Source organism: Streptomyces sp. NPDC025833, from assembly GCF_055558055.1.
The window spans coordinates 142,688-167,593 of sequence record NZ_JBVHNF010000011.1; the positions used below are offsets into that span (position 1 = coordinate 142,688).

Annotated in this window: 24 protein-coding genes; 13 read left to right on the top strand and 11 right to left on the bottom strand. The window is 74.0% G+C overall.

What is annotated here, in order from left to right; all coding sequences use genetic code 11:
- Entirely contained in the window at nt 1-999 is a 999-nt protein-coding gene (locus ACZ4K2_RS20920) for a DUF6745 domain-containing protein (protein WP_467475632.1), read from the top strand.
- Nucleotides 1,000-1,061: 62 nt separating this feature from the next.
- Nucleotides 1,062-1,436 (top strand): cupin domain-containing protein, encoded by a 375-nt coding sequence (locus ACZ4K2_RS20925; protein WP_467475458.1) that lies wholly within the window; start codon nt 1,062-1,064, stop codon nt 1,434-1,436.
- A 248-nt stretch (nt 1,437-1,684) separates the two neighbouring features.
- Here ACZ4K2_RS20925 and ACZ4K2_RS20930 read toward each other — a convergent pair whose 3' ends face one another.
- A complete protein-coding gene (locus tag ACZ4K2_RS20930; protein ID WP_467475460.1) occupies nt 1,685-2,206 on the bottom strand; it encodes a DUF4142 domain-containing protein in 522 nt (173 codons plus the stop codon).
- A gap of 310 nt (nt 2,207-2,516) precedes the next feature.
- Nucleotides 2,517-3,335, bottom strand: a complete 819-nt coding sequence (locus ACZ4K2_RS20935; protein ID WP_467475461.1) for an SDR family NAD(P)-dependent oxidoreductase — start codon at nt 3,333-3,335, stop codon at nt 2,517-2,519.
- A gap of 226 nt (nt 3,336-3,561) precedes the next feature.
- Between ACZ4K2_RS20935 and ACZ4K2_RS20940 the strand changes: the two genes are divergently transcribed.
- A complete protein-coding gene (locus tag ACZ4K2_RS20940) occupies nt 3,562-5,079 on the top strand; it encodes an MFS transporter (protein WP_467475463.1) in 1,518 nt (505 codons plus the stop codon).
- 91 nt (nt 5,080-5,170) lie between these two features.
- On the opposite strand, the gene ACZ4K2_RS20945 is transcribed toward ACZ4K2_RS20940, so the two are convergent.
- Complete coding sequence (locus tag ACZ4K2_RS20945) at nt 5,171-5,650, bottom strand: diadenosine tetraphosphate hydrolase (protein WP_467475465.1); 480 nt, start codon at nt 5,648-5,650, stop codon at nt 5,171-5,173.
- Between the two features lie 241 nt (nt 5,651-5,891).
- On the opposite strand from ACZ4K2_RS20945, the gene ACZ4K2_RS20950 reads away from it, so the two are divergent.
- The 4 genes from ACZ4K2_RS20950 to ACZ4K2_RS20965 all read left to right on the top strand — a co-directional run bounded on the left by ACZ4K2_RS20950 (nt 5,892) and on the right by ACZ4K2_RS20965 (nt 7,698).
- Nucleotides 5,892-6,107: a hypothetical protein gene (locus tag ACZ4K2_RS20950; protein ID WP_467475466.1), complete on the top strand. Its 216-nt coding sequence runs from the start codon at nt 5,892-5,894 to the stop codon at nt 6,105-6,107.
- A 198-nt stretch (nt 6,108-6,305) separates the two neighbouring features.
- The gene (locus tag ACZ4K2_RS20955) at nt 6,306-6,629 is read left to right on the top strand and encodes a hypothetical protein (protein WP_467475468.1); all 324 of its coding nucleotides are present in this window, start codon (nt 6,306-6,308) and stop codon (nt 6,627-6,629) included.
- Between the two features lie 103 nt (nt 6,630-6,732).
- Complete coding sequence (locus ACZ4K2_RS20960; protein WP_467475470.1) at nt 6,733-7,194, top strand: pyridoxamine 5'-phosphate oxidase family protein; 462 nt, start codon at nt 6,733-6,735, stop codon at nt 7,192-7,194.
- A gap of 78 nt (nt 7,195-7,272) precedes the next feature.
- Entirely contained in the window at nt 7,273-7,698 is a 426-nt protein-coding gene (locus ACZ4K2_RS20965) for a pyridoxamine 5'-phosphate oxidase family protein (protein WP_467475471.1), read from the top strand.
- A 64-nt stretch (nt 7,699-7,762) separates the two neighbouring features.
- On the opposite strand, the gene ACZ4K2_RS20970 is transcribed toward ACZ4K2_RS20965, so the two are convergent.
- A complete protein-coding gene (locus tag ACZ4K2_RS20970; RefSeq protein WP_467475473.1) occupies nt 7,763-9,484 on the bottom strand; it encodes an RICIN domain-containing protein in 1,722 nt (573 codons plus the stop codon).
- An 845-nt stretch (nt 9,485-10,329) separates the two neighbouring features.
- Entirely contained in the window at nt 10,330-12,240 is a 1,911-nt protein-coding gene (gene htpG / locus ACZ4K2_RS20975) for a molecular chaperone HtpG (protein WP_467475475.1), read from the bottom strand.
- A 250-nt stretch (nt 12,241-12,490) separates the two neighbouring features.
- On the opposite strand from htpG, the gene ACZ4K2_RS20980 reads away from it, so the two are divergent.
- Together ACZ4K2_RS20980 and ACZ4K2_RS20985 are read left to right on the top strand one after the other, a co-directional pair.
- On the top strand, nt 12,491-12,970 hold the full coding sequence (locus tag ACZ4K2_RS20980; protein ID WP_467475476.1) for an SRPBCC family protein: 480 nt from the start codon (nt 12,491-12,493) through the stop codon (nt 12,968-12,970).
- Between the two features lie 321 nt (nt 12,971-13,291).
- Nucleotides 13,292-14,206: a hypothetical protein gene (locus ACZ4K2_RS20985; protein WP_467475477.1), complete on the top strand. Its 915-nt coding sequence runs from the start codon at nt 13,292-13,294 to the stop codon at nt 14,204-14,206.
- Between the two features lie 105 nt (nt 14,207-14,311).
- Here ACZ4K2_RS20985 and ACZ4K2_RS20990 read toward each other — a convergent pair whose 3' ends face one another.
- Nucleotides 14,312-14,929: an SUKH-4 family immunity protein gene (locus ACZ4K2_RS20990; RefSeq protein ID WP_467475478.1), complete on the bottom strand. Its 618-nt coding sequence runs from the start codon at nt 14,927-14,929 to the stop codon at nt 14,312-14,314.
- Between the two features lie 437 nt (nt 14,930-15,366).
- On the opposite strand from ACZ4K2_RS20990, the gene ACZ4K2_RS20995 reads away from it, so the two are divergent.
- Nucleotides 15,367-15,630, top strand: a complete 264-nt coding sequence (locus ACZ4K2_RS20995) for an HU family DNA-binding protein (protein ID WP_467475479.1) — start codon at nt 15,367-15,369, stop codon at nt 15,628-15,630.
- 199 nt (nt 15,631-15,829) lie between these two features.
- On the top strand, nt 15,830-17,326 hold the full coding sequence (locus ACZ4K2_RS21000) for a metallophosphoesterase family protein (protein WP_467475480.1): 1,497 nt from the start codon (nt 15,830-15,832) through the stop codon (nt 17,324-17,326).
- A 40-nt stretch (nt 17,327-17,366) separates the two neighbouring features.
- On the opposite strand, the gene ACZ4K2_RS21005 is transcribed toward ACZ4K2_RS21000, so the two are convergent.
- Nucleotides 17,367-18,320, bottom strand: coding sequence for a LysR family transcriptional regulator (locus ACZ4K2_RS21005; RefSeq protein WP_467475481.1), 954 nt, complete (start codon nt 18,318-18,320; stop codon nt 17,367-17,369).
- Between the two features lie 131 nt (nt 18,321-18,451).
- Between ACZ4K2_RS21005 and ACZ4K2_RS21010 the strand changes: the two genes are divergently transcribed.
- Nucleotides 18,452-19,906 carry an MFS transporter gene (locus tag ACZ4K2_RS21010; protein WP_467475482.1) on the top strand — a complete coding sequence of 485 codons (1,455 nt, stop codon included), beginning with the start codon at nt 18,452-18,454 and terminating at the stop codon, nt 19,904-19,906.
- 137 nt (nt 19,907-20,043) lie between these two features.
- Here ACZ4K2_RS21010 and ACZ4K2_RS21015 read toward each other — a convergent pair whose 3' ends face one another.
- From ACZ4K2_RS21015 to ACZ4K2_RS21030, 4 genes are all read right to left on the bottom strand, one after another.
- Nucleotides 20,044-21,438, bottom strand: a complete 1,395-nt coding sequence (locus ACZ4K2_RS21015; protein ID WP_467475483.1) for a sulfatase family protein — start codon at nt 21,436-21,438, stop codon at nt 20,044-20,046.
- Nucleotides 21,439-21,525: 87 nt separating this feature from the next.
- A complete protein-coding gene (locus ACZ4K2_RS21020) occupies nt 21,526-21,627 on the bottom strand; it encodes a putative leader peptide (protein ID WP_467475484.1) in 102 nt (33 codons plus the stop codon).
- Nucleotides 21,628-21,905: 278 nt separating this feature from the next.
- Nucleotides 21,906-22,364: a hypothetical protein gene (locus ACZ4K2_RS21025; RefSeq protein ID WP_467475485.1), complete on the bottom strand. Its 459-nt coding sequence runs from the start codon at nt 22,362-22,364 to the stop codon at nt 21,906-21,908.
- A 249-nt stretch (nt 22,365-22,613) separates the two neighbouring features.
- The gene (locus ACZ4K2_RS21030; protein WP_467475486.1) at nt 22,614-23,231 is read right to left on the bottom strand and encodes a hypothetical protein; all 618 of its coding nucleotides are present in this window, start codon (nt 23,229-23,231) and stop codon (nt 22,614-22,616) included.
- A 196-nt stretch (nt 23,232-23,427) separates the two neighbouring features.
- Between ACZ4K2_RS21030 and ACZ4K2_RS21035 the strand changes: the two genes are divergently transcribed.
- Entirely contained in the window at nt 23,428-24,870 is a 1,443-nt protein-coding gene (locus ACZ4K2_RS21035; protein WP_467475487.1) for a helix-turn-helix domain-containing protein, read from the top strand.
- The last annotated feature ends 36 nt before the right edge of the window (nt 24,871-24,906 follow it).

The window sequence follows — 24,906 nt, forward strand, 5'->3', positions numbered from 1 at the left end:
ATGACCGGGGACGACATGGCCGGGGAGTGGCGCGCGTGGGCGGCCTCGACGGCGCCGGCCGACCGGCGCCGGGCCGAGGCGGGGATCCGGTCGGCCTACCGGCGGGCCGGGCTGGACGGACCGGAGCGCGTGGTCTGGGCGGGCTCCCCGCGCGAGGGGGTCGCCCTGGTACGGAACCTGCCGGACCGGGGGCCCAGTGTGCGCGAGGCGGTGCGCAGCGCGCCGTGGGCGGACGAACGGCGGCGGTTGTACGAGGAGTTGGGCGCCACCGGGTGGGCGGCGCACTGGTCGGCCACCGGTGGACGGCTGTGGGACCCCACCCAGGCCCTCGTCGACCGGATCCGGGCGGGCGTGCTGCAGGACCTGGGGGACGGCCCGGAGATCCGGCTCGCCCTGCTCGACGCCGTGCTGGGCCAGCACGACGCGCCGTGGCTCGCGGCGTTCGCCGGCCTGGGAGGACCGCTCGACGGGCTCGCCGAGGTGTGCCGCAGCGCGGGCTGGTGGTGGCCGTTCGCGAAGGTGGCCGTCGTGTGCGAGCGGCCCGTGGCGCTGCATCGGGACGAGGCGGGCCGGCTGGACCGCGGGGACGGCCCGGCGCTCGCGTTCCCCGACGGGTTCGCCCTGTACGCGTGGCGGGGCATGCCGGTCCAGGCCTCGTTCGTCGAGGAACTGCGCACGCTGACCCCGGAGCGCATCCGCGCCGAGGAGAACGCCGAACTGCGGCGGGTGATGCTGGAGTTCTACGGCTACGACCGCTACCTGGCCGACTCGGACGCGCGTCCGGTGCACCGGGACGGGACCGGCACGCTGTGGCGGATCGACCTGGCCGGGGACGAGCCGGCCGTCATGGTGGAGGTGGTCAACTCCACGCCCGAGCCGGACGGTTCACACCGCACGTACTGGCTGCGGGTGCCACCGTCGACCCGGACCGCGAGAGCGGGGGTGGCCTGGACGTTCGGCCTGGACGAGAGCGTGTACGCCCCCTTGCGGCAGACCTGAGCCAGGGCCCGGCCGGGCGGCTCCGCGCGGACCGGCGCGGCCGGCTGCTACGTTCCGGAACCATGACCGACAGCGTGTATGTGGGCAATGCGGGCAAGGACGCGGCACTGGACCGGGGGTGGCTGCTGGGGCATTTCAAGGATGCCTCCGATCCCCGGCACAGCGAGGCGGTGGAGATCAAGTGGGGCGTCCACCCGCAGGGCGATGAACGGGCGCGGTGGGTGACGGGCGAGGAGCGCACCGCCCTGCTGGTCCTCATCAGCGGGCGCTTCCGGGTGGAGCTGCCGGGCCGCAGTGTCCTCCTGGCCCGGCAGGGGGACTACGTCGTGTGGGGCCGGGGCGTCGACCACTCCTGGTTCGCGGAGGAGGAGTCCGTGGTGCTGACGGTCCGCTGGCCCTCCGTCCCCGGCTACAAGGTCGAGGACACCGCCGTCTGAACCGGCCCGGCGCCACGGCCGCGTCGACGGGTCGGCCCGCGCCGGAGGCGGTCACCGCGCGGCCCTGCCCGCGGGCGGGCGGTGGCCGGGGCATGACCCGGGCCGCGGGCCGATGCGCGCGCGGGCCCCGGCACCGACGACGGCGTTCTCATCGCCGACGGGACCGGCTCCCCCGCGAGAGCCGGTCCCGGAGCCGAGCGGGCAGCGGCCGCGCGGCCGCTGCCCTTGGCGCGGTGTCGCCGGGGAGCCTACCCGTGGCAGACGCCGCCGCGGACCATCGCCAGATGCCCGGCGACGATCGGCCGGGCGGCGCGAGCGGCCGCGCGGACCTTCGCGTCGGTGCCCGAGGAGATCTCGCTGTCGATCAGTTTCAGGGCCTGCGTGTGGCCCTCCGCCTGCAGCTTGAGCCAGGCCGGGTCGTAGGCCGAGGTCCCGGCGTGCGCCTTCACCGCGGCCAGTTGCCGTTGCTGGGCGGCGGTCGGCGCGGCGGCCAGCGACACGCCCTTGCTCCGGGCGAGCGTCCGGCCCTCGGAGTCGAGTTTGGTGTGGTCGCGCACGATCACGGCGGCGACCCGCTTGACGCAGGCGGTGGTCGCGTGTGTCCGGGCGTCCTGGCCGGCGGCTATCTCGGCGAGGTTGGCCTGGTGGATGGCCTGGAGGAAGGACGTGTCCTTCTCGGCGAGCGGCGCGGCCGTCGCCGGGGTGGTGGCCGTGGCGAGGGCCAGCAGCGCGGTCGCCGCGGCCGTACCGCACAGACGGGAAAGTCGCATGGAGTCCTCCACGTGTCGGTGAGCCGAAGGGAAGAGGCCGAGAGCGTCTTCCGCGCCACCGCCCGGGCACGGCCCTGGGCGGGGCTGTCACTCTCGTCATGCTGACGGCACGCGTCGGCCGCCTGCTCGCCCGTTGCGCCGGAAGAGTGGGGCTCCGGCCCCCGTCCCACCCACGGTGACCTGCGGGGACGACGTCGTACCGGCAAGAACGGGGATGGGGCCGATCGGGTGAATTCGGCCGCGGACCCGTATGCGTCCCCCGACGGCCTTAAGGTCCCCCGGTGGGCACCCTCGGGCCCCGGCCGAACAGCTAGGTGTTCTTCCCGGTGTCGGTGGGCCCGGTGTCCTCGGCCGTGCCCGGCTCCGCCATCGAGCGGTGCAGGGCGGCCTTGGCCCTGTCCGGCAGGACCTTGTCGGCCAGTCCCTGGGCCTTGGTCTTCAGCGAGCCGGTGACCTTCTTCTCACGTCCGTGCACGATCGCCTCGTACGCCTGGCGGGCGACGTCGTCCGGGTCGTCCTTCTCCGTGGTGCCGATCTTGGTGTCGCCCATGTCCGCGCGGCGGAAGAAGTCGGTCTCCGTCGGCCCGGGCATGAACGCGGTGACGGTGACCTCCGTGTCCTTCACCTCGTCGCGCAGCGCCTCGGCGAAGGACTGCACGAACGACTTCGAGGCGTTGTACACCGGCTGGAAGGGGCCCGGCATGGTCGCCGCGATGGAGGACGTGAACGCCAGCCGGCCCGAGCCGCGGCGCAGCATGCCGCGCAGCAGCGGCTTGGCGAGCCGCACGGTGGAGGTCACGTTCAGGTCGATCACGGAGAGGTCGTCGGCCAGGTCGGTGTCGGCGAAGGCCCCGCCCTGGCCCACCCCGGCGTTGAGCACCGCGACGTCGATGTCCAGGCCGGCCGTCGCCGCGACCAGCCGGTCCACTCCGGCCGCCTCCCGCAGATCGGCCCGCACGGCGCGGACCTCGGCGCCCGTCTCGCGCAGCCGCAGCGCGGCGTGCTCCAGGCGGTCGTCCTCCGCGTTGATCAGCAGGTCGTAGCCGTGCTCGGCGAACTGTCCGGCCAGTGCGTACCCGATTCCGCTGGAGGCCCCGGTGACCAGGGCCAGCGGCTTGTCATCGTCCATGTGGTCCGGAGTATCCACGCTCCCCACCGCCCAACCCCACGGGCCCGGGGGACCTCCCCGGGCTTCCCGGCCAGGAGGCCGCGGCGCTTTGCCCGCCGGGACCGCGCGGCCGGTACCGCACGCGTCGGACCCCGTCCGGGCGGACTCCGTAGCAGGCTGGGGTGTGTGCCCGTCCCCGGCGGGGGAACCTGTCCGGCCCGGGCACCGCCCGGGGAGAGGAGCCGAGGTGACAGCGTCGACGTCAGCCGCAGGGGGGCGGGGACCGGCCGCCCGGGACGACGGGTACGAGCCGGACCCGAACCGCTGGCGCGCCCTGTGGGTCACGCTCGTGGCCGGGTTCATGAGCCTGCTGGACGTCACGATCGTGGCGGTCGCCCTGCCCACCATCCAGCGTGACCTGCACGCCTCCCCCGCGCAGGTGCAGTGGGTGGTCTCCGGCTACGCCCTGACCTTCGCCCTGGCCCTCGTCACCGCCGGCCGCCTCGGCGACGCCCTCGACCGGCGCCGGATCTTCCTGCTGGCCCTCTCCTGCTTCGTGCTCTTCAGCGCGGCCTGCGGGGCGGCCCCGGACATCACGCTGCTGGTGGTGGCCCGGCTCGCCCAGGGGCTGGCGGCCGGTTTCATGGCGCCGCAGAACTCCGCGCTCATCCAGCAGATGTTCCGCGGTGCCGAGCGCGGGCGCGCCTTCGGCTTCTTCGGTGCCACCGTCGGCATCTCCTCCGCCGCCGGCCCGATCACCGGCGGGGCGATCCTCGCGCTCGCCTCGGGCGCGCAGGGCTGGCGGTGGATCTTCTACGTCAACGTCCCCATCGGGATCCTCGCCGTGCTCCTGGGCCGGCGCCTGCTCCCCCGCGTCGGCCGGTCCGGGCGCGGCCACGTGGACGTGCCGGGCGTCCTGCTCCTCGGTCTCGGCGTCCTCGCGCTGATGTTCCCGTTGGTGCAGGCCGAGTCCGGCGGTCTCGGCCGGCTGTGGTGGCTGTTCCTGACGGGCGCCGCGGTCCTCGTCGTGTTCACCCGGTGGCAGCACCGCCTCGTCGCCAAGGGCGCCCAGCCGCTGCTCGACCCGCGTCTGTTCACCACCGTGCGCGGCTACGCCGTCGGCGCGGGCATCGGCACGCTCTACTTCATCGGCTTCAGCGGTGTCTGGCTGGTCTTCGCCCTGTTCTACCAGCGCGGTCTCGACTTCTCCCCGCTCCGGTCCGGGCTCGCCGTGACCCCGTTCGCGCTGGGTTCGGCGATCGCGGCCGTGCTGTCCGGCCGGCTGGTGGAGAGGTACGGCCGCCTGCTCACCGTGTGCGGTCTCGCGGGCGTCCTCACCGGCCTGGGCGGCACCGTGCTGCTGCTCGGTCTGGCCCCGTTGCACATCGCTCCCTGGGTCGCCGCCCCGGTGCTCTTCCTCGGCGGGGTCGGCAGCGGCTTCGTCGTCTCGCCCAACATCACCATGACCCTGCGGGACGTACCGGTGCGCATGGCGGGCGCCGCGGGCGGTGCCTTGCAGACCGGGCAGCGGCTGGGTGCCGCGCTGGGGACCGCCGCCCTGCCCGGCCTCTTCTACCTGGTGCTCGGCAGGACCCACGACTACCGGGGCGCTCTCGTCACCGCGCTGGGCGCCGGGCTCGCGGGCATGGCCGCGTCCCTGGCGCTCGCGACGTTCGACTGGCAGCGCGACCGGCGGACGGGCGGGCCGCGCGGCAAGTGTCCCGACGAGGCCGCCCACGACCCGGTGCACTCACGGCATCCCTGACCGACCCCTGACAACCCGGCCGACCCCTGACAACCCGCCCGAGCCCTGCCCGAGCCCTGGTCGGGGCCGCCCCGCTCCGCCGAGCCGCCGCTCAGTCCGCCGCGTACAGCCGGCGCAGTTCGTCGCCGATCGCCTGCCGCAGCGCGTCGTGCCGCGGACCGAGGGCGAACCGCTCCTCACTCCACCGGCTCCGCGGGTACAGCCACACGGGCCTGCCCACCAGGTCCGCCGGCTCCCACTCGAAGCGCGGCCAGACATGGGCGTGCAGGAAAGCGTCGGTGTTGCCCAGGATCTCCAGGTTGACGCGGCGGAACCCCGGCTCCAGGCGCGCGCAGGCCCGCTCGACCGCCTCGCCGAGCCGGTCCATGTCCGACAGGAACGCCAGCCGCCCGGCCCTCGGCAGGTCGGACAGCCGCCCGATACCGGGGTCGTCCGCGAGGAGGACCGAGTAGCCCGGCAGGAACTGCACGTCCCCGATCACCGCGAACCCCGCGTCGAGCCGCCGCAGCACCGTCGGGTTCTCCCCGCGCAACGCCGCCCCGATCCGGTCCGCCCGCCAGTCCTCGGCCATGGGCCCAACCTAGGGGAGGACCGAGCGGCCTGTCCGCACTCCCGACCCCCGGCCCCCGCCGGACGACTGAGTCCGTCGGGCGTTCCACGGCCCCGGCACACCGGGTGGGCGCGAGCACACCGCGTGGGCGTGGGTGCCAGGGCCATCAGGGTGGACCGGGGTCGTGTCGGTCGGCCCGGGGGCGCGGGGTTGGCCATGCTGGGCCGGGGGCGGCCCCCTTCGCGGCGACAAGGAGCACTGCATGCCGACGGACTCCGTTGAACGATTCCTGGCGGCGCTGGACCCGCGGCGCCGGGAGGCCGTGACCGCGATGCCGCGCGAGGAGCGGGAGCGGCTCGCGGCGGCGTGGGAGCGGGAACTGGAAGCGGACGACGAGCTGGACACCCTCGACGAACTGTCCCCGCCGGCGGCGGAGGCCGAGGCGGCCCGCCGGGTCCTGGAGCGCGAGGCCGGCTAGCTCCAGCTCCGCCGGCGGGCCTGCTGCCGGATCGGGCTTCCGCCGTTGACGATCAACTTTCGTGGCCTGCGGGGTCCGACGGCCGACGAGCCGACCTGTGGGCCCGCCCCTCCCGTTCCGATCCCGGTCGGGGAGAATGCGAGACGCTCGGAGTCCGCGCCCGAACACCGAGTCCGCCGACGGGAGTCGCCTGCGCCGATGGACATGTCCTCCGGAGAGATCCGCCTCCCCCTCGGCGAAGCCGTCGCGATACTGCGGGACCTGAACGAGATCGTCGTCTCCCTCGACCGGCTCGGTTCCCGGCAGGCGGCCGGAACCGCCGACGAGCGCACCGTCGGCGCGTTCGTCGCCGACTGGGACGTCGGCCGGCGCCTGGCCCGCGCCCGCCACGTCATCAGCGCCGCGCTGGACGCCCGACTCGGCGAGGAGGACAACGCCGAGATCGACGCCCTGTGCGACCGGGGCCGCTTCTACGGCACGGCCGACACCACCACCCCCCCCGCCACCGGCGAACCCGGCTGAGCCGTCGAGCACACCGGCCCGGCCGGCCGGGCCGGGGATCGGTCGCCGGGCGTAGGTCTCGCGCCCCAGGTGTGGCGTGTGCCCGCTGACTAGGGTCGATCTCATGGAGACCACGGGAATCGTTCGCCGCGGGACGGCGGAGCGTGTGCGCGACGCCGTCGAGCGGCTCGTCGCCGAGCGGGACGTATGGGTGTCGACGGCTCACCCCGAACACGGGCCGCACCAGGTGCCGTTGTGGTTCCTGTGGGACGGGCGAGCGGTGTGGATGTGCACCGACGCCACCTCCGTGACCGCGCGGAACGTCCGCGCGGAGCCGCGCGTGCGGCTGTCGCTGCCGGACGCCTACGACGTGGTGCTCATCCAGGGTGAGGCGGAGTGCTTCCCGGACCGGGAGGTTCCCGAGGACGCGGCCGACGCGTTCGCCGGCAAGTTCGGCTGGGACCCACGCGTGGAAGAGGGCTCCTTCCTGTACGTGCGGGTGGTCCCGACGACGGTGCGCGCTTGGCGCGGCGTGCCGGAACTACGCGGAAGGGTCGTCATGCGCGACGGCGCGTGGCTGGAATGACGGCCGCCCCCGGCTCCCGGCCCCTCGGCGGCTCGTCGTGTCCGCCGAGTCGCCGGGGCACGCGTTAGGGTCGGTCGGATGACCCTCTCCATGGAAGAACGAGAGCAGTTCCTGGCGGAGCCTCACATCGGCGCGCTGTCGGTGGCCGAACGGCCGGACCGTGCTCCGCTGGTCATCCCCATCTGGTACCAGTACACGCCGGGTGGCGAGCTGTGGGTACGCACGGGGCCAGATTCCCGCAAGGCGCGGGCGATCCGCTCGGCGGGGCGCTTCAGTCTGATGGTGCAGCGCACGCGACCGACCGTGCGCTACGTGTCGGTGGAGGGACCGGTCACCGGAACCGCCCCCGACACCCGCGAACTGTCCCGGGAGATGGCCGCGCGCTACCTCCCCGAGGACCAGGTGGACGCCTTCGTGGAGTACGACCGGACCCGGCTCGGCGAGCACTTCGTCATCCACATGCGGCCGGAGCACTGGGTCTCCGCGGACCTGGGCGGCTTCTGAGGACGGGCGCCGGGCGCCCTTCCCCGGCGCCCGGCGGTTCCCGCGAGCGGTCACCCTCCCGTGCTCACGTGCGCCAGAGCGTCCAGGTGCCGCCCGTGCAGTCCTCCTGAAGCACCTGTTCGCCCTCCCCGCCGCCGGTGGGCAGCGCGAGGCACTTGCCACTGTTCCGGCTGACCAACTGCCACGCGTGGTGGGGGGTGTCGTAACGGAAGGTCCAGAACTGGTCCGGGAAGAGTCCTTCCTCGGCATCGCAGATGTACTGGGTGATGATGACGTCGTTCTCCTTGCGTGCCGCATCGACCGACAGGCACAGGTCGCTGTTCTGGTTGCGGACGGAGTACACGGGCCCGGCCGAACCCGAACCCTCCTCGGTCAGTCTCCAGAACTGTTCGGGACCGGAGGCGCAGCCGGTCTGGATGAGTCCCGCCGCCGGGGTGGTGTTCCCCGGGGGCGCCGACAGGCACAACTGGCTGTCGACATTGGTCAGTCGGAACAGGCCGTCGGGCAGCGGTGGTGGGTCCGCGAGGTGACGCGGCGGATCGGCCGGGGTGGGCACGGCGGACCGCGCCGAAGGCGTCGACGAGCCCGGAGCGGTGTGGGACGCCGACGGGGTGGCGGCCGGTGTGGACGGGCCGCGGGTGTCGGACCGCCGTGTGGACGGCGTGGAGGGCCGTGCCCAGTGGCTCGGGCTGTGGTCGATGGAGGGCGCGGGCGTGGGCGCGGCCGTGATCGGCGCCGCGCCCGATGCGGACGTGTTCCGTTGGTGGGTCGCGAACCACACGGCGCCCACCAGCACCGCGAGTGCGAGCCACTGCACGGGGGTCCGCCAGCGCCGGAACCGGTCCCGCCGGCCACCGCCACTGCCCCCGCCACTGGCCCCGCCCGCGGAGGGCGTCTGCCGTGCGGCAGGCGGTTCCGCGTCCGCGGCCGGTCTCGGCTCCGCGTCGTCCGGGCTGCCGGGCCGGCCCTTCCCGTCGGCCGCTCCGACGGCCACCGGTCCGGCGGCGACCGGTCCGGCACCGGACGGCACGGCGCCGGTCGGAGCAACGGCGCCCGGTCCGACAGCGGGCAGCCCATCGTCGGCGGGCGGCTCATCGTCGGCCGGCCCCGCGGCGGGCGGCACGGTGTCGACCGGGCCGACGGGCGACGGCCCGTCGGCTGGTGCGACGGCAGCCGGTACGGCAGTGGCCGACGCGGGGGCGGTGTCCGCCTGGCGGTACCTCTCCTGGTCCTCCAAGGCGGCGTCCCGGGCCTGGAGGGCGTCGGACTTCGCGCCTTCGGCGAGGGTGAGGCTCTTCCTGGCCCGGCGGAGTTCCTCCCGCGCGCCCTCGTCCGCCGCGGGGCCGGGGAGTTTCCCGTGCTCCAGCCGGTGGATGACCTCCACCAGTGTCCGGATGCGCCGTTCGGCCTCGGCCAGGTCCGTCTCGGCCTGCCGCTGCGCCCGTACGGCCTCCTCCACGGCCTGCCGCGTCTTCGACACCGGGGCCTGCCGCTGCTGCCTCTGCGCCACCAGGGCGTAGAGCCGTTCGGCCTCGTCGAGCCGCTGCCGTCGCGTACGGGCGTCGGGCACCTGGCGATTGACGACCTCGCGCAGGATGTGCGGCGGCACCACGCGTTCACCGGAGCGGTACTGTCCCCACATCGTCCTCCCGCCGCCCTGCGGGTAGCGCTCCGCGAGTTCCCGCAGCGTCAGGCCCTCGGTCAGCCGGCACAGCATCTCCGCCAGTGCGTTGATGTGCTCCGACTCTCCCCTCAGCCCCTCGAAAGGCCGTCCCGCCCTGGCCATGGCTCCCCCTCCGTCCACGGACAACCCCCGGTGACGCCGACCGCACCGCGATACAGGCCGGACGGGCCCGCGGCACGACGGCCCGGGTGGCGGCGCCGAGGTCGCCCCGCGGGTCCCCGCGGGCCCGGTCCTGCGGTCGACAGCGCATCGGCGCTGGAGGGACTCTACCCATGTGCCGGGTCCCACGCCGCACCCGGCTGCAGCCGGATCAGCTCAACACCCGTACTTGGCAACCCACTTGGCAACCTCCGCCGCGCCCCGGCGGACGGCCGCGCCCGGGGCGTGGGCGCTCTGCGCAGGCTGGTGATCCAACCCAGCCTTGGATGTATCGGGGGACCGCGCACGGCGCGCGAGGAACCGATCTCGACCTGGCTGGTTCGCCGCGATCCGGCTCGCGACCGCGCGCGGGGTGAGCGTTGCCGAGGCGGCCGGGAACAGCGGTGCCCCGCTCGACCGGTTCGTCGGTCCGCAGGGCCGCCGGACCCTCGACCGGTGGAGCCCGGAGTTCCAGCAACCCGGCGACCGGGGCGCCGGGGAGGATCTCCGCGAACCGGATGCGCGGCGTCCTCACCCGCCCGCTCGACAGCGGCGCGGGGGCTCCGGGCGCCTTCATCGGGGTGATGCCCTACCTGCACAAGCTGATCGCCGACGAGTTCGTCCAGACAGGCGACCGGCGCGGAGAACCCAGGGGCCGGCGGGCGGGGTACCGGCCGGGACGGCGACCGCGCTCGCCTGCGCCATCGACGACGTCCAGCCGGCGTTCCCGCCCTCCGTCCCGCCGGCCACGCGGCGGCCCGCCCGAGTCGAACCGGCGGGCGGGCCGCTCACGCCCCGGCGGGGCCGGGTCAGAGCGCGCGTTCCAGACGGTCGGCCACCAGGCTGACGAACCGGCCCGGCTCCTTGGGACGACCGCCCTCGGCGAGCACCGCGAGCGCGTGCAGGAGTTCGGCGGTCTCGGCCAGCTCCGTGCGGTCCTCGCGCTCCTTGTACGCCCGGTTGAGCCCCTTCACGAGCTGGTGGTCCGGGTTGAGCTCCAGGATCCGCTTGGCGGGCGGCACCTCCTGGCCCATGGCGCGGTACATGTTCTCCAGGGCCGGGGTCAGCTCGTTCGCGTCCGAGACGACACAGGCCGGGGAGACGGTGAGGCGCGAGGAGAGGCGGACCTCCTTGATCTCCTCGTCCAGCCGCTCCTTCATCCAGCCGAGCAGTCCGGCGTACTCCTCGGTCTGCTTCTCCCGTTCGTCGTCGGAAGCGTCCTCGTCCTCGGCGTCCAGGTCGATGCGGCCCTTGGCGACGGACCTCAGCTTCTTGCCCTCGTACTCGCCGACCGCGTCGGCCCACACCTCGTCGACGGCGTCGGTGAGCAGCAGCACCTCGATGCCCCGCTCACGGAACGCCTCCATGTGCGGGGAGTTCTCGATGGCCTCCCGCGACTCGCCCGTCAGGTAGTAGACGTCCTCCTGCCCGTCCTTCATGCGCTCCACGTACTGCTTGAGCGTGGTGGGTTCGGCGGCGTCGTGCGTGCTCGCGAACGAGGAGACGGCCAGGATGGCGTCGCGGTTCTCCGAGTCGGTGATCAGCCCTTCCTTCAGGACGGTGCCGAACTCCCGCCAGAACGTGGCGTACCGGTCCTGGTCCTTGGCCATCAGGTCCTTGACCGTGGACAGGACCTTCTTCGTCAGCCGCCGCCGCATCATCTCGATGTGGCGGTCCTGCTGGAGGATCTCGCGGGAGACGTTCAGCGAGAGGTCGGCCGCGTCGACCACGCCCTTGACGAACCGGAGGTAGGGCGGCAGCAGCGCCTCGCAGTCGTCCATGATGAACACGCGCTTGACGTAGAGCTGCACGCCGCGCCGGACGTCCCGGGTGAACAGGTCGTGCGGGGCGTGCGCGGGCAGGAACAGCAGGGCCTGGTACTCGAAGGTGCCCTCGGCCTGGAGCCGGATGGTCTCCAGCGGGTCCTGCCAGTCGTGGCCGATGTGCTTGTACAGCTCGTGGTACTCGTCGTCGGAGACCTCGTCGCGGGGCCGCGCCCACAGGGCCTTCATCGAGTTGAGCGTCTCGGGCTCGGGCGCCGTGTCGCCCTCGCCGGACGTGCCGGAGCCCTCGGGCACCATCCGGATGGGCCAGGTGATGAAGTCCGAGTAGCGCTTGACGATCTCCCTGATCTTCCAGGGGGAGGTGTAGTCGTGGAGCTGGTTCTCCGGGTCGGCGGGCTTCAGGTGCAGCACGACGGAGGTGCCCTGCGGCGCGTCGTCCACCGTCTCCAGGGTGTACGTGCCCTCGCCGCGCGACGTCCACCGGGTGCCCCGGGGCTCACCGGCGCGCCGGGTCAGCAGCGTGACCTCGTCCGCCACCATGAAGCCGGAGTAGAACCCCACGCCGAACTGTCCGATGAGCCCTTCCTCACCGGCCGTGTCCTTCGCCTCGTGCAGGTCCTTGAGGAACTTGGCGGTGCCGGAGTTGGCGATGGTGCCGATGAGCTGCCCGACCTCGTCGTACGACATCCCGACGCCGTTGTCCCGCACGGTGAGCGTACGGGCGTCCGGGTCGATGTCGATCTCGATGTGCGGATCGGACACGTCGGCGTCGAGCGAGTCGTTCCACAGCTTCTCCAGACGCAGCTTGTCGAGCGCGTCGGAGGCGTTGGAGACGAGCTCCCGCAGGAAGACATCCTTGTTCGAGTAGACCGAGTGGATCATCAGCTGGAGCAGCTGACGGGCCTCTACCTGAAACTCAAACGTCTCGGTCGGCATGTTCGCGAGTACCTCACACGTCCTGTCGCCGGAACTGGTGGCTCACACTGTAAAACACCACGTCAGGGCGGTGGCCGGAAATCAGGTCGACTGGCCGGATCCGAACTGTCCGAACGGCCCCCGGAGTGCGGCGGGATCCGGGTCCGGGTCATGACCTCCGGTTCCCCGGGTACCCGGGCGACCCCGGCCGGTTCCGCCGCGCGGGCGGGCCGGGACTCGTACAGCCGAGCAGTGAGAACGGAGACGCGCAATGAGCACGGTCAAGGAAGCGGTGGAAGTCGACGTCCCCCTGCACACCGCGTACAACCAGTGGACGCAGTTCGAGGACTTCCCGAACTTCATGGAAGGCGTCGAAGAGGTCACGCAGCTGGACGACCGGCACAACCACTGGACGACGAAGGTCGGCGGGGTCCGGCGCGAGTTCGACACCGAGATCGTCGACCAGCTCGCCGACGAGCGGATCACGTGGCGCACCACCAGCGGCGACACCCACCAGAAGGGCTCGGTGCGCTTCGAGCGCCTGGACGACACCCACACCAAGGTCGAGCTGGTCATGGAAGTGGAGCCCAGCGGCGCCACGGAGAAGGTCGCGGACCTGCTCGGGACGATCGACCGGCGGGTCAAGGGCGACATGGAGCGCTTCAAGCACTTCATCGAGGAACGCGGCGCGGCGTCCGGTGAGTGGCGCGGCCGGATCCGGCCCGGCGGCGACACGGGCCCGGCCCTCTGACCGACGGTCCCACGAAGAGGCGTCCCGGCCGGTACCGGCCGGCGTCCCGTACCCGCCCGGCAGCAGGCCGGGGCCGACACCACCGCCTCTTCGTACACGTACGCGCCCGCCCCGCGGCTCCGTCGCGGGGCGGGCGTGCGTCGTCCCCCGGTCCGGGTCGTGCGGGCGGCGGGCGTGCCCCGGGCCACGGTGGCCGCCGCGGAGCCGGGCGAGCCGGTCGCCGGGGTGACCGGCCCGGTACGAGCGGACCGGCGGCTCCCGGCGAGGGGGCTTGTGCCGACGGCCCGCGCCGGGTGGGAGCGGGTCGATAGGGTGCTGGTCATGTCCACCACAGCCCGCAGAACCGTCGCCGGTGCCGCCGCTCTCGCCGCCCTCTGCCTGACCGGCCTCACCGGCTGCTCCTCCGGCTCCGGCCGCGGGAACGCCGACGGCGGCACCCCCGTGCTGCAGCGGCTCGGGACCCTGGCCGACGACACCAGGAAGGACCCGGTGACGTACGTCGACCTCGCCACCGTGCGCGGACTGCGCAAGGGGGCGCAGGAGCGGTACTCCGTCGTCGGCCGGACGGGCAGCGCTCTGCTGAACGGGTACGGCGCCGGCCCGTGGCGGGAGCACCTCACGGTGGACCGGATCGACACGGCGGTCGACAGCCGGGGCGCGGGCCGCTGGGAGGGGACGTTCGACGCGGCCGCCATCACCGAGTCGCTGGAGGCGGAAGGCTACGTCGGCCGCGACGAGGACGGCGAGCGGACCTGGGCGCGCCCCGACGGCAAGGGGGTGGCCCTGCGGGTCACCGAGGACACGGTCTCCTACGCCACCCCGGGCGTCACCCCCCTGTCGGCCGTCGACCCGGACGAGGGCGCCTCGCTCGCCGACGTCGAGGAGTACCGGCTCGCGGCGGAGTGCCTGGGTGACGTCTACCGCGCCGACTTCAACCCGCTCAGGCCGAGCGAGGCGGTACGGCTGTCCGCTGTCGGCCAGCGGGCCGGTTCGGGGGGCCGGAACACCGAGGTGCTGTGCGCCGTGGCGAAGGACGGGGCGACGGCCCGCCGTCTGACGGCCGAGCTGCGCACGGTCGTCCGGGAGAAGTCACCGCGCTACGACGGCACGGTGGTCGCCGTGACGGAGGGTGACCGGCCCGTGGTACGGGCGACCGTTCCGGACACCGACGCCCAGCGTCCCGGCCGGCTGCTGGTCTACGAGGCCGACCTGTGGGCGGCCCTCGCCCGGTCGTGAGCGGGCCGGCGTCACCCCCGCCGGTACCGGTCCATGGATGTCCTCGCGCGTGAGCGGCACCACGGCGGCGGGGCTGCCGTCGCCGTGGGAGTCGCGGCCCGGTGGTCATCCGTGGAGCGAGCGGGCTCCCGGGCTGCCGTGGGGGAAGCGCTGACCCATGGCGATCTCGTCGCCCACCACCGACCAGACGGTCTCGTCGTCCCGGAAGGGGAGCGGGTCGACACCGCTCGTCTCCGCGCGGATGCGCTCGACCTCGCCCTCCAGGCGCTCGAAGGCGGCTTCCTCGTCGGCGTCGTCGCCACCGAAGGTGAACTCCTCCAGCAGGCGCTGGAACCGGACGGCGACCCGGACGAGGGAGGAGACGTCCGTGTGGAGTGCCCGCGCCGTCTCCTCGTCGGGATCGAAGGCGTGCACCCCGCCGGACACGGGGTCGAGGGCGAGGTGGGCGTTGAGCAGCCAGCCGATGACGGGCCAGTCCCCCGCCCCCGCCGGGGCGCCCTCGACGTCCTCTACGTGGACGACGTCCCGGACGAGGGCCGGCCGGCCGTCGTCCTCGTCGGGCCTGCGCAGCATGAGCGTGCCGGTGGGGACGCCGACGGTCCGCAGGAGGCGGGCGCCCTCGGTGTCCGCGGCGGCGGGCGGGAAGGCGGTGGCGGGCAGCGTCGCGAGCCGGTCCTCGCCGAAGACGCCGGCGAGTTCGCCGCGGGTGACCTCGAAAAGCACTGCCGGAACTCCGAACTCCGCGGCGGCGGACGCGCCGTGGGACTCTCACTGGATGGAAGCGGTCACCAGTATGACGGCGCCGCCCACCCTCCCGGCGGGGCGCCGTGGGATGCGCCCCCTCAGCGCCTGCGCCGCGTGAGCAGCACCGCGACCAGCCCTGCGACGGCGCCCACCACGCCGGCTGCCACCAGTGTCCTCGCCATCCGTGCCTCCCCCTCGGTCAGCGGTACGCGGGCCTGCCGTGATCCTGCCCCGTGGCGCGGTCGTCATGGGGCCCGGTCGGCCCCCGGCCGGTCGGGCGGGGGCGGGCGCACGCGCGCGCCACCCCGGGCGTCCGCACACAACCCGGGCGCCCGCGGGAAGATGCGCTCGCCCCGGACTGCCGTGAGGGTGGAAGCGCTCAGGCACTGCCACCAGGACTCGACGGGATCGTGCACGTGGACAAGACACAGCTCACCGAGATGACCGCTCGACGCGCCGCCGGACACGAGGACGGCCGGCGGATCCCCGCCCACGACATCGACCGGATCCTCGACGCCCTCTTCGGCACCGTGGAACACCCCGGGACCATCGCGGAGGCGCTCAAGGGCGGGGAGCCCGTGAGCCTCGGCAGCTTCGGGGGCTTCCACCTCGCCGACGGCACGGCCGCGTTCCGGCCCGGCACGGCCCTGACCGAATACCTCCGGGGGCAGGTCGGCTGAGCACCGGCCGCCGTGGGAGGCCGGGCCGCGCGCCCGCCTCCCGCCGCTCGTCCAGCCGCCGTACCGCCGGGGCCCCCCGGGCGGCCCTCCGCGGTCAGCCGTTCGCCCCACCGGCGCTGCGCGGCGCGGTGACATCGATGAGCATTCCAGTGCGGCCCGCGCGCCGCCGGCGCCCTGGACACCCACCACCGGAGGAACCGTGCCCGTGCTTCGTCGGATCGTCGTTCTCACCGCGGTGGGGGTGCTGGCCACCGGCGTGGCCGCCGGCGCCGCCCCCGCACGGACCACCGCGGGGGGCGCGGGCCCACGGCCCCCCGCCACGTCACCGCCCCCGCCGGGCGCTGCAGGCGGCGAGGCCTGGGCCTGGACGCAGCTGACCGGACAGGGCACCCGGATCCGCTACGTGTCCACCGACACCAGCCTGACGTGCCCCGTGGTCCGCTACACCGTGGGCACGAGCCGCAACCCGTTCCCCATGACCCGGGTGAGCACACCGATGGGGTCCCAGTTCCCGACGACCGTGTGCGAACTGGGGGTGCCGCTCACGGCCTCCGACGCCGTGCTCGAACAGTCCTCCGTCCAGGCGGCCAGGGTGCACCCGGCGAACCGGCAACTCCCCCTCCCCGACTGGACGTCGGCCACCCGGCCGCGCAGGGTCGCCGTGATCGGTGACACCGGCTGCGAGGTGCCGTCGGCGGGCCCCGTGCAGAACTGCGCGAACCACCAGACCGGCTGGCCCTTCCCGAGGATCGCCGCCTCCGCCGCGGCCGCCCGGCCGGACCTCGTCGTGCACGTCGGCGACTACCTCTACCGGGAGGACCCGGCCAGGGAGAACGACAAGGCGGCCAACCCCGGCTGCACCACGACCGCCGACCGGGCGAGCTGGGACTGCGTGGTCGCCGACTTCTTCCGGCCCGCCGAACCGCTGCTGGCCGCCGCGCCCGTCGCGCTGACCCGCGGCAACCACGAGGACTGCAACGCGGCGCAGCAGGGCGGGGCGGGCGGCGCCTGGTTCCGCTACCTCGCCGACGGCCTCCGCGCCAACGGCTCGTGCAGCGTCTACGGTCCCACCACGCCGATCAGGGCCGGCACGCTGAACCTGGTCTCGGTGGACTCCTCCTTCGCCGACCCCGGCGACACCGGAGGCACCGCGCAGGCCGGGATCTTCGCCCGGCAGTTCGACGCCGTGAACCAGGCCGCGCAGCAGCATCCGGCCGACGACTGCTTCCTGTTCACGCACAAGCCGCTGTGGATGGTGAAGGCGGCCGGCACCCTGCCGCAGAACGTGGAGTGGGTGACGCACGTCCTCGACGCGGCCGTCGCCCGCACCGGCCCGCACCGGCTGGCCGACAACGTACGGCTGGTCCTCTCCGGCCACATCCACCTCTACCAGATGCTGGACTTCGACACCGCGCGGCCGCCCCAGCTCACCGTGGGCTCCTCGGGCGGGCCGCTGGACAACGGCCCGGACGACGCCAAGGTCGTGGGGAAGACGATCGGCACGCCGCCGCAGGCCGTCCACCAGTCGGTCACGCAGGAGCAGACCCCGGGCGGACAGGGCGTGTCCGGCTACGCGGTGCTGGCCGACGGCGGCGGGACCTGGAACCTCACCTTCCACGACGCGGCCGGGGCGGTCCGGGGCAAGACGTGCACGCTGAGCGGCAGCACGGCGCAGAAGTCGTTCGTGTGCAAGTGAGCACCGCGCCTGCCCGGCCCGCCGTGCGGGCCGGGCCCCGTCACGGCACGCGGGGCACGGCCGTCGGCGCCGCGCGCCGGGGCGCCTCCCGCGGCGCGGCCGCCGCCACGGCCGCCGCCGCCTCGCGGGCCGCCCGGGCGAAGACCTCCAGTGCGCCGGTGACGTGCCCGGCCCGCCGGACCAGGGCGTAACCGGTCGGCTCGGCGTCCGTGAGGGGGACGTAGGCGACACCGGGGCGCGCGTAGTACAGCGCCGTGTGCGCGGGGACGAGCAACGCGCCCGCTCCGCTCGCGAGTTGCATCAGCGCCTCCTGCATGTGGGTCACGCCGGGCCCACGGGCGATCGGCCGGCCGCTCGGCGTGCGGGCGGGGACGTGGTGCCGGAGCCAGTAGTCGGCCACGTCTCCGACGAACGCGAGCAACGGGACCCCGGCCAGGTCCTCCAGGGACACCGCGGCCCTCGCCGCGAGTGGATGCGCCGCGCCGATCGCGAGCACGCGTGCCTCGGCGAGCAGCTCCGGACCCTCACTCAAGTCGTCCTCACGCACCGGCAGTTCAGAGATCTGTACATCGAACTCGCCGCGCCGCAACTGCCCGTACGGGTCGGAGAGCGGGACCTCGCAGATCTCCACGGCGAGTCCGGGGTGGCCGACGAGCAGTGCCTCCCGCGTCCTCATGGCGATCTCGCCGGTCAGCGGGTGCGAGAAGCCGACGTGCAGCACGGTGTCGATGCCGCGCGCGGTGGTGACGGCCCGTTCCAGCGCGGCCTCGATGGCGCGGTGGTGCGGTTCGAGGTCGGCGCGCAACTGCCGGCCGAGCGGGGTGAGCGCGACCCTGCGGCTGGTGCGGACGAACAGCGGGGCGCCGACGCGGCGTTCGAGGCGCTGCACGAGCTGGCTGACGCGAGCGCGGGACAACCGCATGCGGTCGGCCGTCCGTCCGAAGTGGAGTTCCTCGGCGAGCAGCAGGAAGCACTCCAGTTCATCGCGTTCCATCGACGTTCCCCGGTCGGTCGGATCGGTAAGCCCTGCTGAACGAACGTTGCGTTCTTCGCCGTTGTTCCCCCGCCACGCCCTGATCGATGGTGGTCGAGCCCACAGCATCCACACATTCCCAAGGAACCGACATGAGTTCACGTGAAACGGCGAGTGCCCTGAGTGCGCGCGAATGGGGGGTCGTGCTCGTACTGTGCGGGGCGATCTTCCTGGAGGGCATCGATGTGGCCATGCTCAACGTGGCCCTGCCGTCCATCCGCGCCGACCTCGGGCTGTCCACCGGCTCCCTCCAGTGGGTGATGAGCGCGTACGTCCTCGGATACGGCGGCTTCATGCTGGTGGGCGGGCGCGCCGCGGACCTGTTCGGGCGCCGCCGCATGTTCGTCTTCTGGCTGTCCGTCTTCCTGCTCTTCTCCGGGCTGGGCGGTTTCGCCACGGAGGCCTGGACGCTGATCACCGCCCGGTTCGTCACCGGGGTCGCCGCGGCCTTCATGACCCCGGCCGGCCTCTCCATCATCACCACCGGTTTCGAGGAGGGCCCGCGGCGCACCAAGGCCCTGCTGTTCTACTCGGGCACCGCGGCCGGCGGATTCTCGGTCGGCCTGGTCGCCGGCGGGCTGCTCACGTCGGTGGACTGGCGCTGGGTGTTCTTCGCCCCGGTCGTGCTCTCGGCGCTGGTCCTGCTCTCGGCGCTGGCCTTCGTACCCCGGTCGCCGCGTCCCGACCGCACCGGCCGGAGCGTCGACCTGGCCGGCGGCGTGACCATCACCGCCGCCCTCGTCCTGCTCGTCCTCGGCGTGGAGCGGGCCGCGCACGCGAGCCTCCCGGCGACCCTGGGCACACTCGGTGCCGGTCTCACCGCACTCGCGGTGTTCGTCATCGTGGAACGCCGCTCGGCCGCCCCGCTCGTCCGCCTCGGCATCTTCCGCAACGGCGCCCTGGTCCGCGCCGACCTCAGCGGGCTGCTCTTCGCGGCGGGCTTCTTCGGCTTCCAGTTCCTGGTCGTCCTCTACCTCCGGGAGCTGCGCGGCTGGTCGACCCTGCAGACCAGCTTCGCGATGATCGTCATCGGGATCGACGCGGTCCTCTCCCCCGTCCTCACCCCGAAGCTGGTGGCCCGCTTCGGCAACGCCCGGGTGAGCTTCGGCGGACTGCTGCTGGCCGCGCTGGCCTACGCCCTCTTCCTGCCGGTCGGTGCCGACTGGACCTACCTGGCGATGCTCCCCGCCCTGCTCACCCTCGGCCTCGCCTTCTCCCTCGCCTACGGCCCCCTCACCATCGTCGCCACCGAAGGCGTCGCGGAGGAGGAACAGGGCGTGGCCGGCGGACTGCTCTACACCTGCTTCCAGTTCGGCGCCGCGGTCGGTCTCGCCGCGGCGACCGCCGTCAACGTCTCGGCCACCGCCTCGACGTCCCCGGCCGCGCTGCTCGACGGCTACCGGGCGGCCCTGTGGGTGCCCCTCACGGCGGCCCTCCTCGCCGCGCTGATCGGCGCCTTCGGCCTGCGCACGGGCTCCGCCGGAAAGGTGGCCGCGTCCGCCGGACCCACCGACCGGACCACCGGCGAACTCCCCGTCTCCGGCTGATCCGCCACCGGCGGGGCGGTCTCCGTGCCGGCCGGGCGGGGGCCCGCCCCGCGCGGCGGTGGCCGCCGGGGCCGCCCGCCGGCGCACGGCCGGGTGCCGCCTGTGCGCGGCAGCGGGCGGGCGCCGGTCCGTCGGGGTCACTGGTACGGCAGCAGGGTCGCGTTCACCGCCTCCCAGGAAGCCTTGAGTTCGGCGAGGAGCCCGGGGCGGTCGGGGGCGAGGTCGGCCTGTTCGCGGGCGTCGGCCGCGAGGTCGAACAGGTGGTCCTTGCCGTCGGCGTCCCGGTAGTACTTGAAGTCACCGCGCCGGAGGGCCCGGTTGCCGCGCACCCGCCAGAACAGGTCGCGTTCCGGTACGGCCCTGCCGTGCAGCAGGTATCCGGCCAGGCTGTGGCCGTCCAGCGGGTACCGGGGGTCCGGACGGGCGCCGGCCAGTTCCAGCAGTGTCGCCGTCCAGTCCGGCGTGTACACGGGCACGTGGCTGACCTGGCGGCCGTCGATCCGGGACGGCCAGCGCAGGATCGTCGGCACCCGGATGCCGCCTTCCAGCAGGGAGGCCTTCTCGCCGCTGAGCGGCCACTGGTAGGAGAAGCGTTCGCCGCCGTTGTCGGAGGAGAACACCACGATCGTGTTCTCCTCCTGTCCGGAGCGGCGCAGCGCGGCCAGCACCCGGCCGACGGCCGCGTCCAGGCTCTGCACCATCTCCGTGTACTTCTCCACCGAGCCGCCGTCGTTGTGCAGCAGCGCGCCGAGCACGTTGCCGCCGCGGATCCGCTCGGCGATCTCCGCGCCCGTCTCGGCGTCGTCCTCGGTGAGCCACGGCCAGTGCGGGGTGGTGAAGTTGAGGTTCAGGAGCCACGGCTGCTCGTGCCGCCGGCCGACGTACTCCACGGCGCGCTCGGTCAGCACCGTCGTGTAGTACCGCAGGTCCCGGTAGGTGGCGTCGCCCTCGTACAGGTCGTAGTCGCCGAGCTGGCCCAGCTTGGAGAAGTACTCCAGGGCGCCGCCGAAGTTGCCGAAGAACTCGTCCCAGCCGGACTTGGTGGGGCTGTAGTCGGGCAGCCAGCCGCAGTGCCACTTGCCGATCAGCGCGGTGGCGTACCCCGCCTTCTTCAGCAGGGACGCGAGCGTCGGGTGGCTCGGGTCGAGGCCCTGGGCGCGGTTGGCGATCGGTTCGGCGAGCCCGCCCTTGGTACGGCCCGGGAAGCGGCCGGTGTAGAGGCTGAACCGGGTCGGGGAGCAGGTCGCCGACCCGGAGTAGGCGTCGGTGAACCGTACGCCCTGCGCGGCGAGCCGGTCCAGGTTCGGCGTCTTGATGTGGGGGGCGCCGTAGGCGGACAGGTCGGCCCAGCCGAGGTCGTCGGCGAAGACGAACAGGATGTTGGGGCGTCCGCCTGGGCGGGCGTGCGGACGGGCCCGGAAGGGCCGCTCGGCGGGGGCCGCGGCCTCGGCGGTGGCTTCGGTACCGGCGACGGCGGTCACGGCACCGCCACCGACCAGGCCGGTGAACGTACGGCGGGATATTCCAGACATGGGGGATCCTCGGATGCGGCCGCGCTCCGAAGCGGGCACGGCGAGGCGGGGAGAGGCGAAGAAAACAGGGGGAGGAAGAGGTCCGGCTCAGCTACAGATCGCGCCGGCCTGACGGCACAGGTCGACATGGCGTCGCGTCACGAGCGCGACGCACAACCCGGTGCCGACGGCGGAGAACCTCATGATCATGCACGGTGCCAGCGCCCCCGACGGGCGTCAAGGGGCCGTCGCGCGCACCGGAAGCGGTTTCATACGGCGTTCACGTGCGGTGCCCGGTCCCCGGCGGTCCGGACCTCCGCCGGGGGATCCCTCGACCGGGCCGCACGGTACGCCGTCCTCCATGACCGCGGGACGACGAGCGGCCCCCTGCCGGAGGGCAGGGGGCCTGGCGGGCACGCCTCGGTGGGCGTGCCCGGACGTGGCGCGCGTCCGTCACCCCACGGTGGCGGCCGGGTGGAGCACCGCCGTCACTTCCTGCCGGCGGGCTGCTCGGCGATGCGGTAGATCTTGTGGCTGCCGCGGGTCATGTCGACGACCAGCTTGGTGGTGCTGGACCGGCTCCAGGTGAGGGTGATCACGGCCTCCGTGTGGTCGGTGGTGCCCCTGTCGGTGACCTTCCAGGCGAGGGGCACGTTCTGGGCGCGCAGGACGCCGTCGGCGTGGTTCTTCGCCTCCCAGGCGCCCAGCTTCTTCCGGTAGTCGGCGGTGAGGTAGTGGCCGCGCAGGGCGCCCGGGAGGTTGCCGCCGCGCCCGTCGGTCATCGCGTCGATGTAGGCGCCGTAGAAGTCGGCGATGCGGGTGATGTTGTCGGACGGCTTGCCGCTGACGCTGCGCGGGGTCCCGGCGGACGCCTGGACGGTGGCGCCGAGTCCGAGGGCGACGGCGAGGACGCCGGCGGTGAAGACGGTGCGGGTCTTGCTGTTCATGCCTGTTCTCCGTTTTCGCGTGATCAGAGGATCGGGTGAGCGGATGATCGGGTGTGGTGGCCGAGTGATCGGGTGATGATCGGGTGATCGAGGGTCGGTCGGTCGAGCGGTCAGGTGGTCGAGCGGTCGGTCGGGCTGGTGGTCGGGCGGTCCGGTGACCGCGGGCGAGGGGCGGCCGGGCCGCGGTCGTCGGAGGCGGAGGCCCTCCCGCCCCCCGGTGACGGGAGGGCCGCGGCCTCCGACGCGCCGTCAGTGGAGCTTCCGCACTGCCTTGGTGGTCGTCTTCCGGAAGGCCTGCACCGGAGCACCCTCGAAGCCGCCGAGCTGCGCCCAGTTCACGACCGTCACGGTGCGGCCGTCCCGGCCGACCGCCAGCAGGCGGACGTCGCTCGCGCCCCCGGACGTCTCGGTGTGGACGCCGTAGACGTGGGCGCCCTCCTCCACGGACAGCCGCCCGTAGTCCCTGCCGGTGGCCTCGGTGTGCGGGTGCTGCCGCTCGATGCGGGCCGCGCAGGACTTGACGTCCTTCTCCAGCCGCGCGGTCAGCCGTGCCGCGGAGCGGCTGTCGGGCAGGACCACGGTGATCTGCCGGGCGTTCGTGTCGAGGTCGGTACGGAAGTCGCGGTGCCAGGCGGGCGCCCGGCCCGGCAGCGCCCGCAGACAGGTGTCCCGGGCCGTCCCCGCCGGTACGCCGGCGGTGACCTTGCCGGCCGTCCAGGAGGAAGCGGGGTGCGGCGGCAGGTCCGCGGCCGCGAGGAAGCCGGGCGCCTTCGGAGCGGCGGCCGCCGGCCCGGCGAGCGCCACGGCCGAACCGGTGACGACGACGGCGGCGGCGAGGAGCGCGCCTGCCGGGGTGAGCTTGGACATGGGTGTCCCCTGTGGAGGAGTGCGGTGGACGCACGACTGCGGTACGTGCGGATCGGACGCCGCCCGACGCCGGTTGGTGGTCCCGGCCCTGGTCGGTGCGGCACCAAGAGCATCGCCGGTCCCGGGACGCCGGTGCAACGGCTGCCGCGCTTTCGGCCGTGGTGGAACCATCCCAGCCCATCTGACGTGCAGGTATATGGGTGCCTGGGATACGGGATCGCGGGCGGGCTGCGGGGGAACGGTGTCGCTTCACAACGAGGTCGAGGAGTTCGCGGCGCTGCTGCGGCGGCTGAAGGACCGTACGGACCGCAGCTACGGCTCGCTGGCCCGGCGCCTCGGCATGAACACCTCGACGCTGCACCGGTACTGCGCGGGCGAGGCGGTGCCGCAGGACTTCGCGCCCGTGGAACGGCTCGCGGCGTTCTGCGAGGCGACGCCCGCGGAGCGGCTGGAGCTGCACCGGCTGTGGCTGGCCGCGGTGGCGGCCCGGCGGCGGGTGCGTACGGCCGGTGCGGCGGAGGCGGCCGTTCCGGCTGAGACGGCGGTCCCGGCGCCGGACGCGGCCGGGGTGCCCGAGGAGGCCGACGGCGCCGCCGGGCAGCCCGAGGACGTTCCCGCGCCGGCCAGTCCGGTGCACCCGGCCGATCCCGTGCACCCGCCCGCTCGGCGGCGCTGGTACCGCCGCCGGCGGGTCCTGGCGTCCGTCGCCGTCGTCTGTGCGCTCCTCGCCACCCTGGGCATCACGTCGGCCCTGTCGGACGACCGTCCCGCAGAGGCCGGTGCCTCCCGCTCCGCGGGCCTGCGGACGACCGCCCACGGTGCACCCCACCGCCCGGCGGACTCCCCGGCCACCGCCTTGCCCTCCCCCTCCCCCTCCCGCACCCTCCCTCGCACACCCTCTCCCTCTCCCTCCCCTTCCCGAAGCTCCGCGCCGGCCGTCCCCCGGCGCGAGGCGCCCGCCCCGGCCGCCACCCGCCGGGGTGCCCCCTCGACCGCGAAGCCGGCCGCCGGGCCGCCCCTCACCTGGAGCGCCGACTCCCAGGTCTGGGACATGGGCTGCGGGCACGACTACGTCATCGGCAAGCCGCCCGCCGAGGTGCCGCCCCCTCCGGTGCAGCAGGACGCCGGGGCGTGGGCGGCGACGCAGGGCGCGGTGCACGGGCGGCAGACGCTGGTGCAGGTCTCCGTGCAGGGTCGGTCGTCCACGGCCGTGGTGCTGGAGGCGCTCCGCGTCCGCGTGGCCGGCCGCGGGGACCCGGCCGCCGGCCACGCGTACGCGATGGACCAGGGGTGCGGCGGCGCGCTCACGCCCCGGCGCTTCACCGTGAACCTCGACGCCGACCGCCCCATCGCGCGCCCGCAGGACGGCGCCGACAGCGAACACACCGTCCCGGCGGTGCACTTCCCGTACCGGGTCTCCGCCGAGGACCCGGAGGTGCTGCTGGTCGACGCGACGACCCAGGCCTACGACGCCCGCTGGTACCTGGAACTCGACTGGTCCTCGCAGGGCCGCACCGGCACCGTCCGCATCGACGACCACGGCCGACCGTTCCACACCACCGGTATCAAGGGCATGCCGCGCTACTGGTACGGCACGGACGACGCGGGCGCGCGTGCCTGGGTCCCGTACGCAGGCTAGGAGCGCCGGGGGCCGGCGGGAGCCGTGCCCTTACAG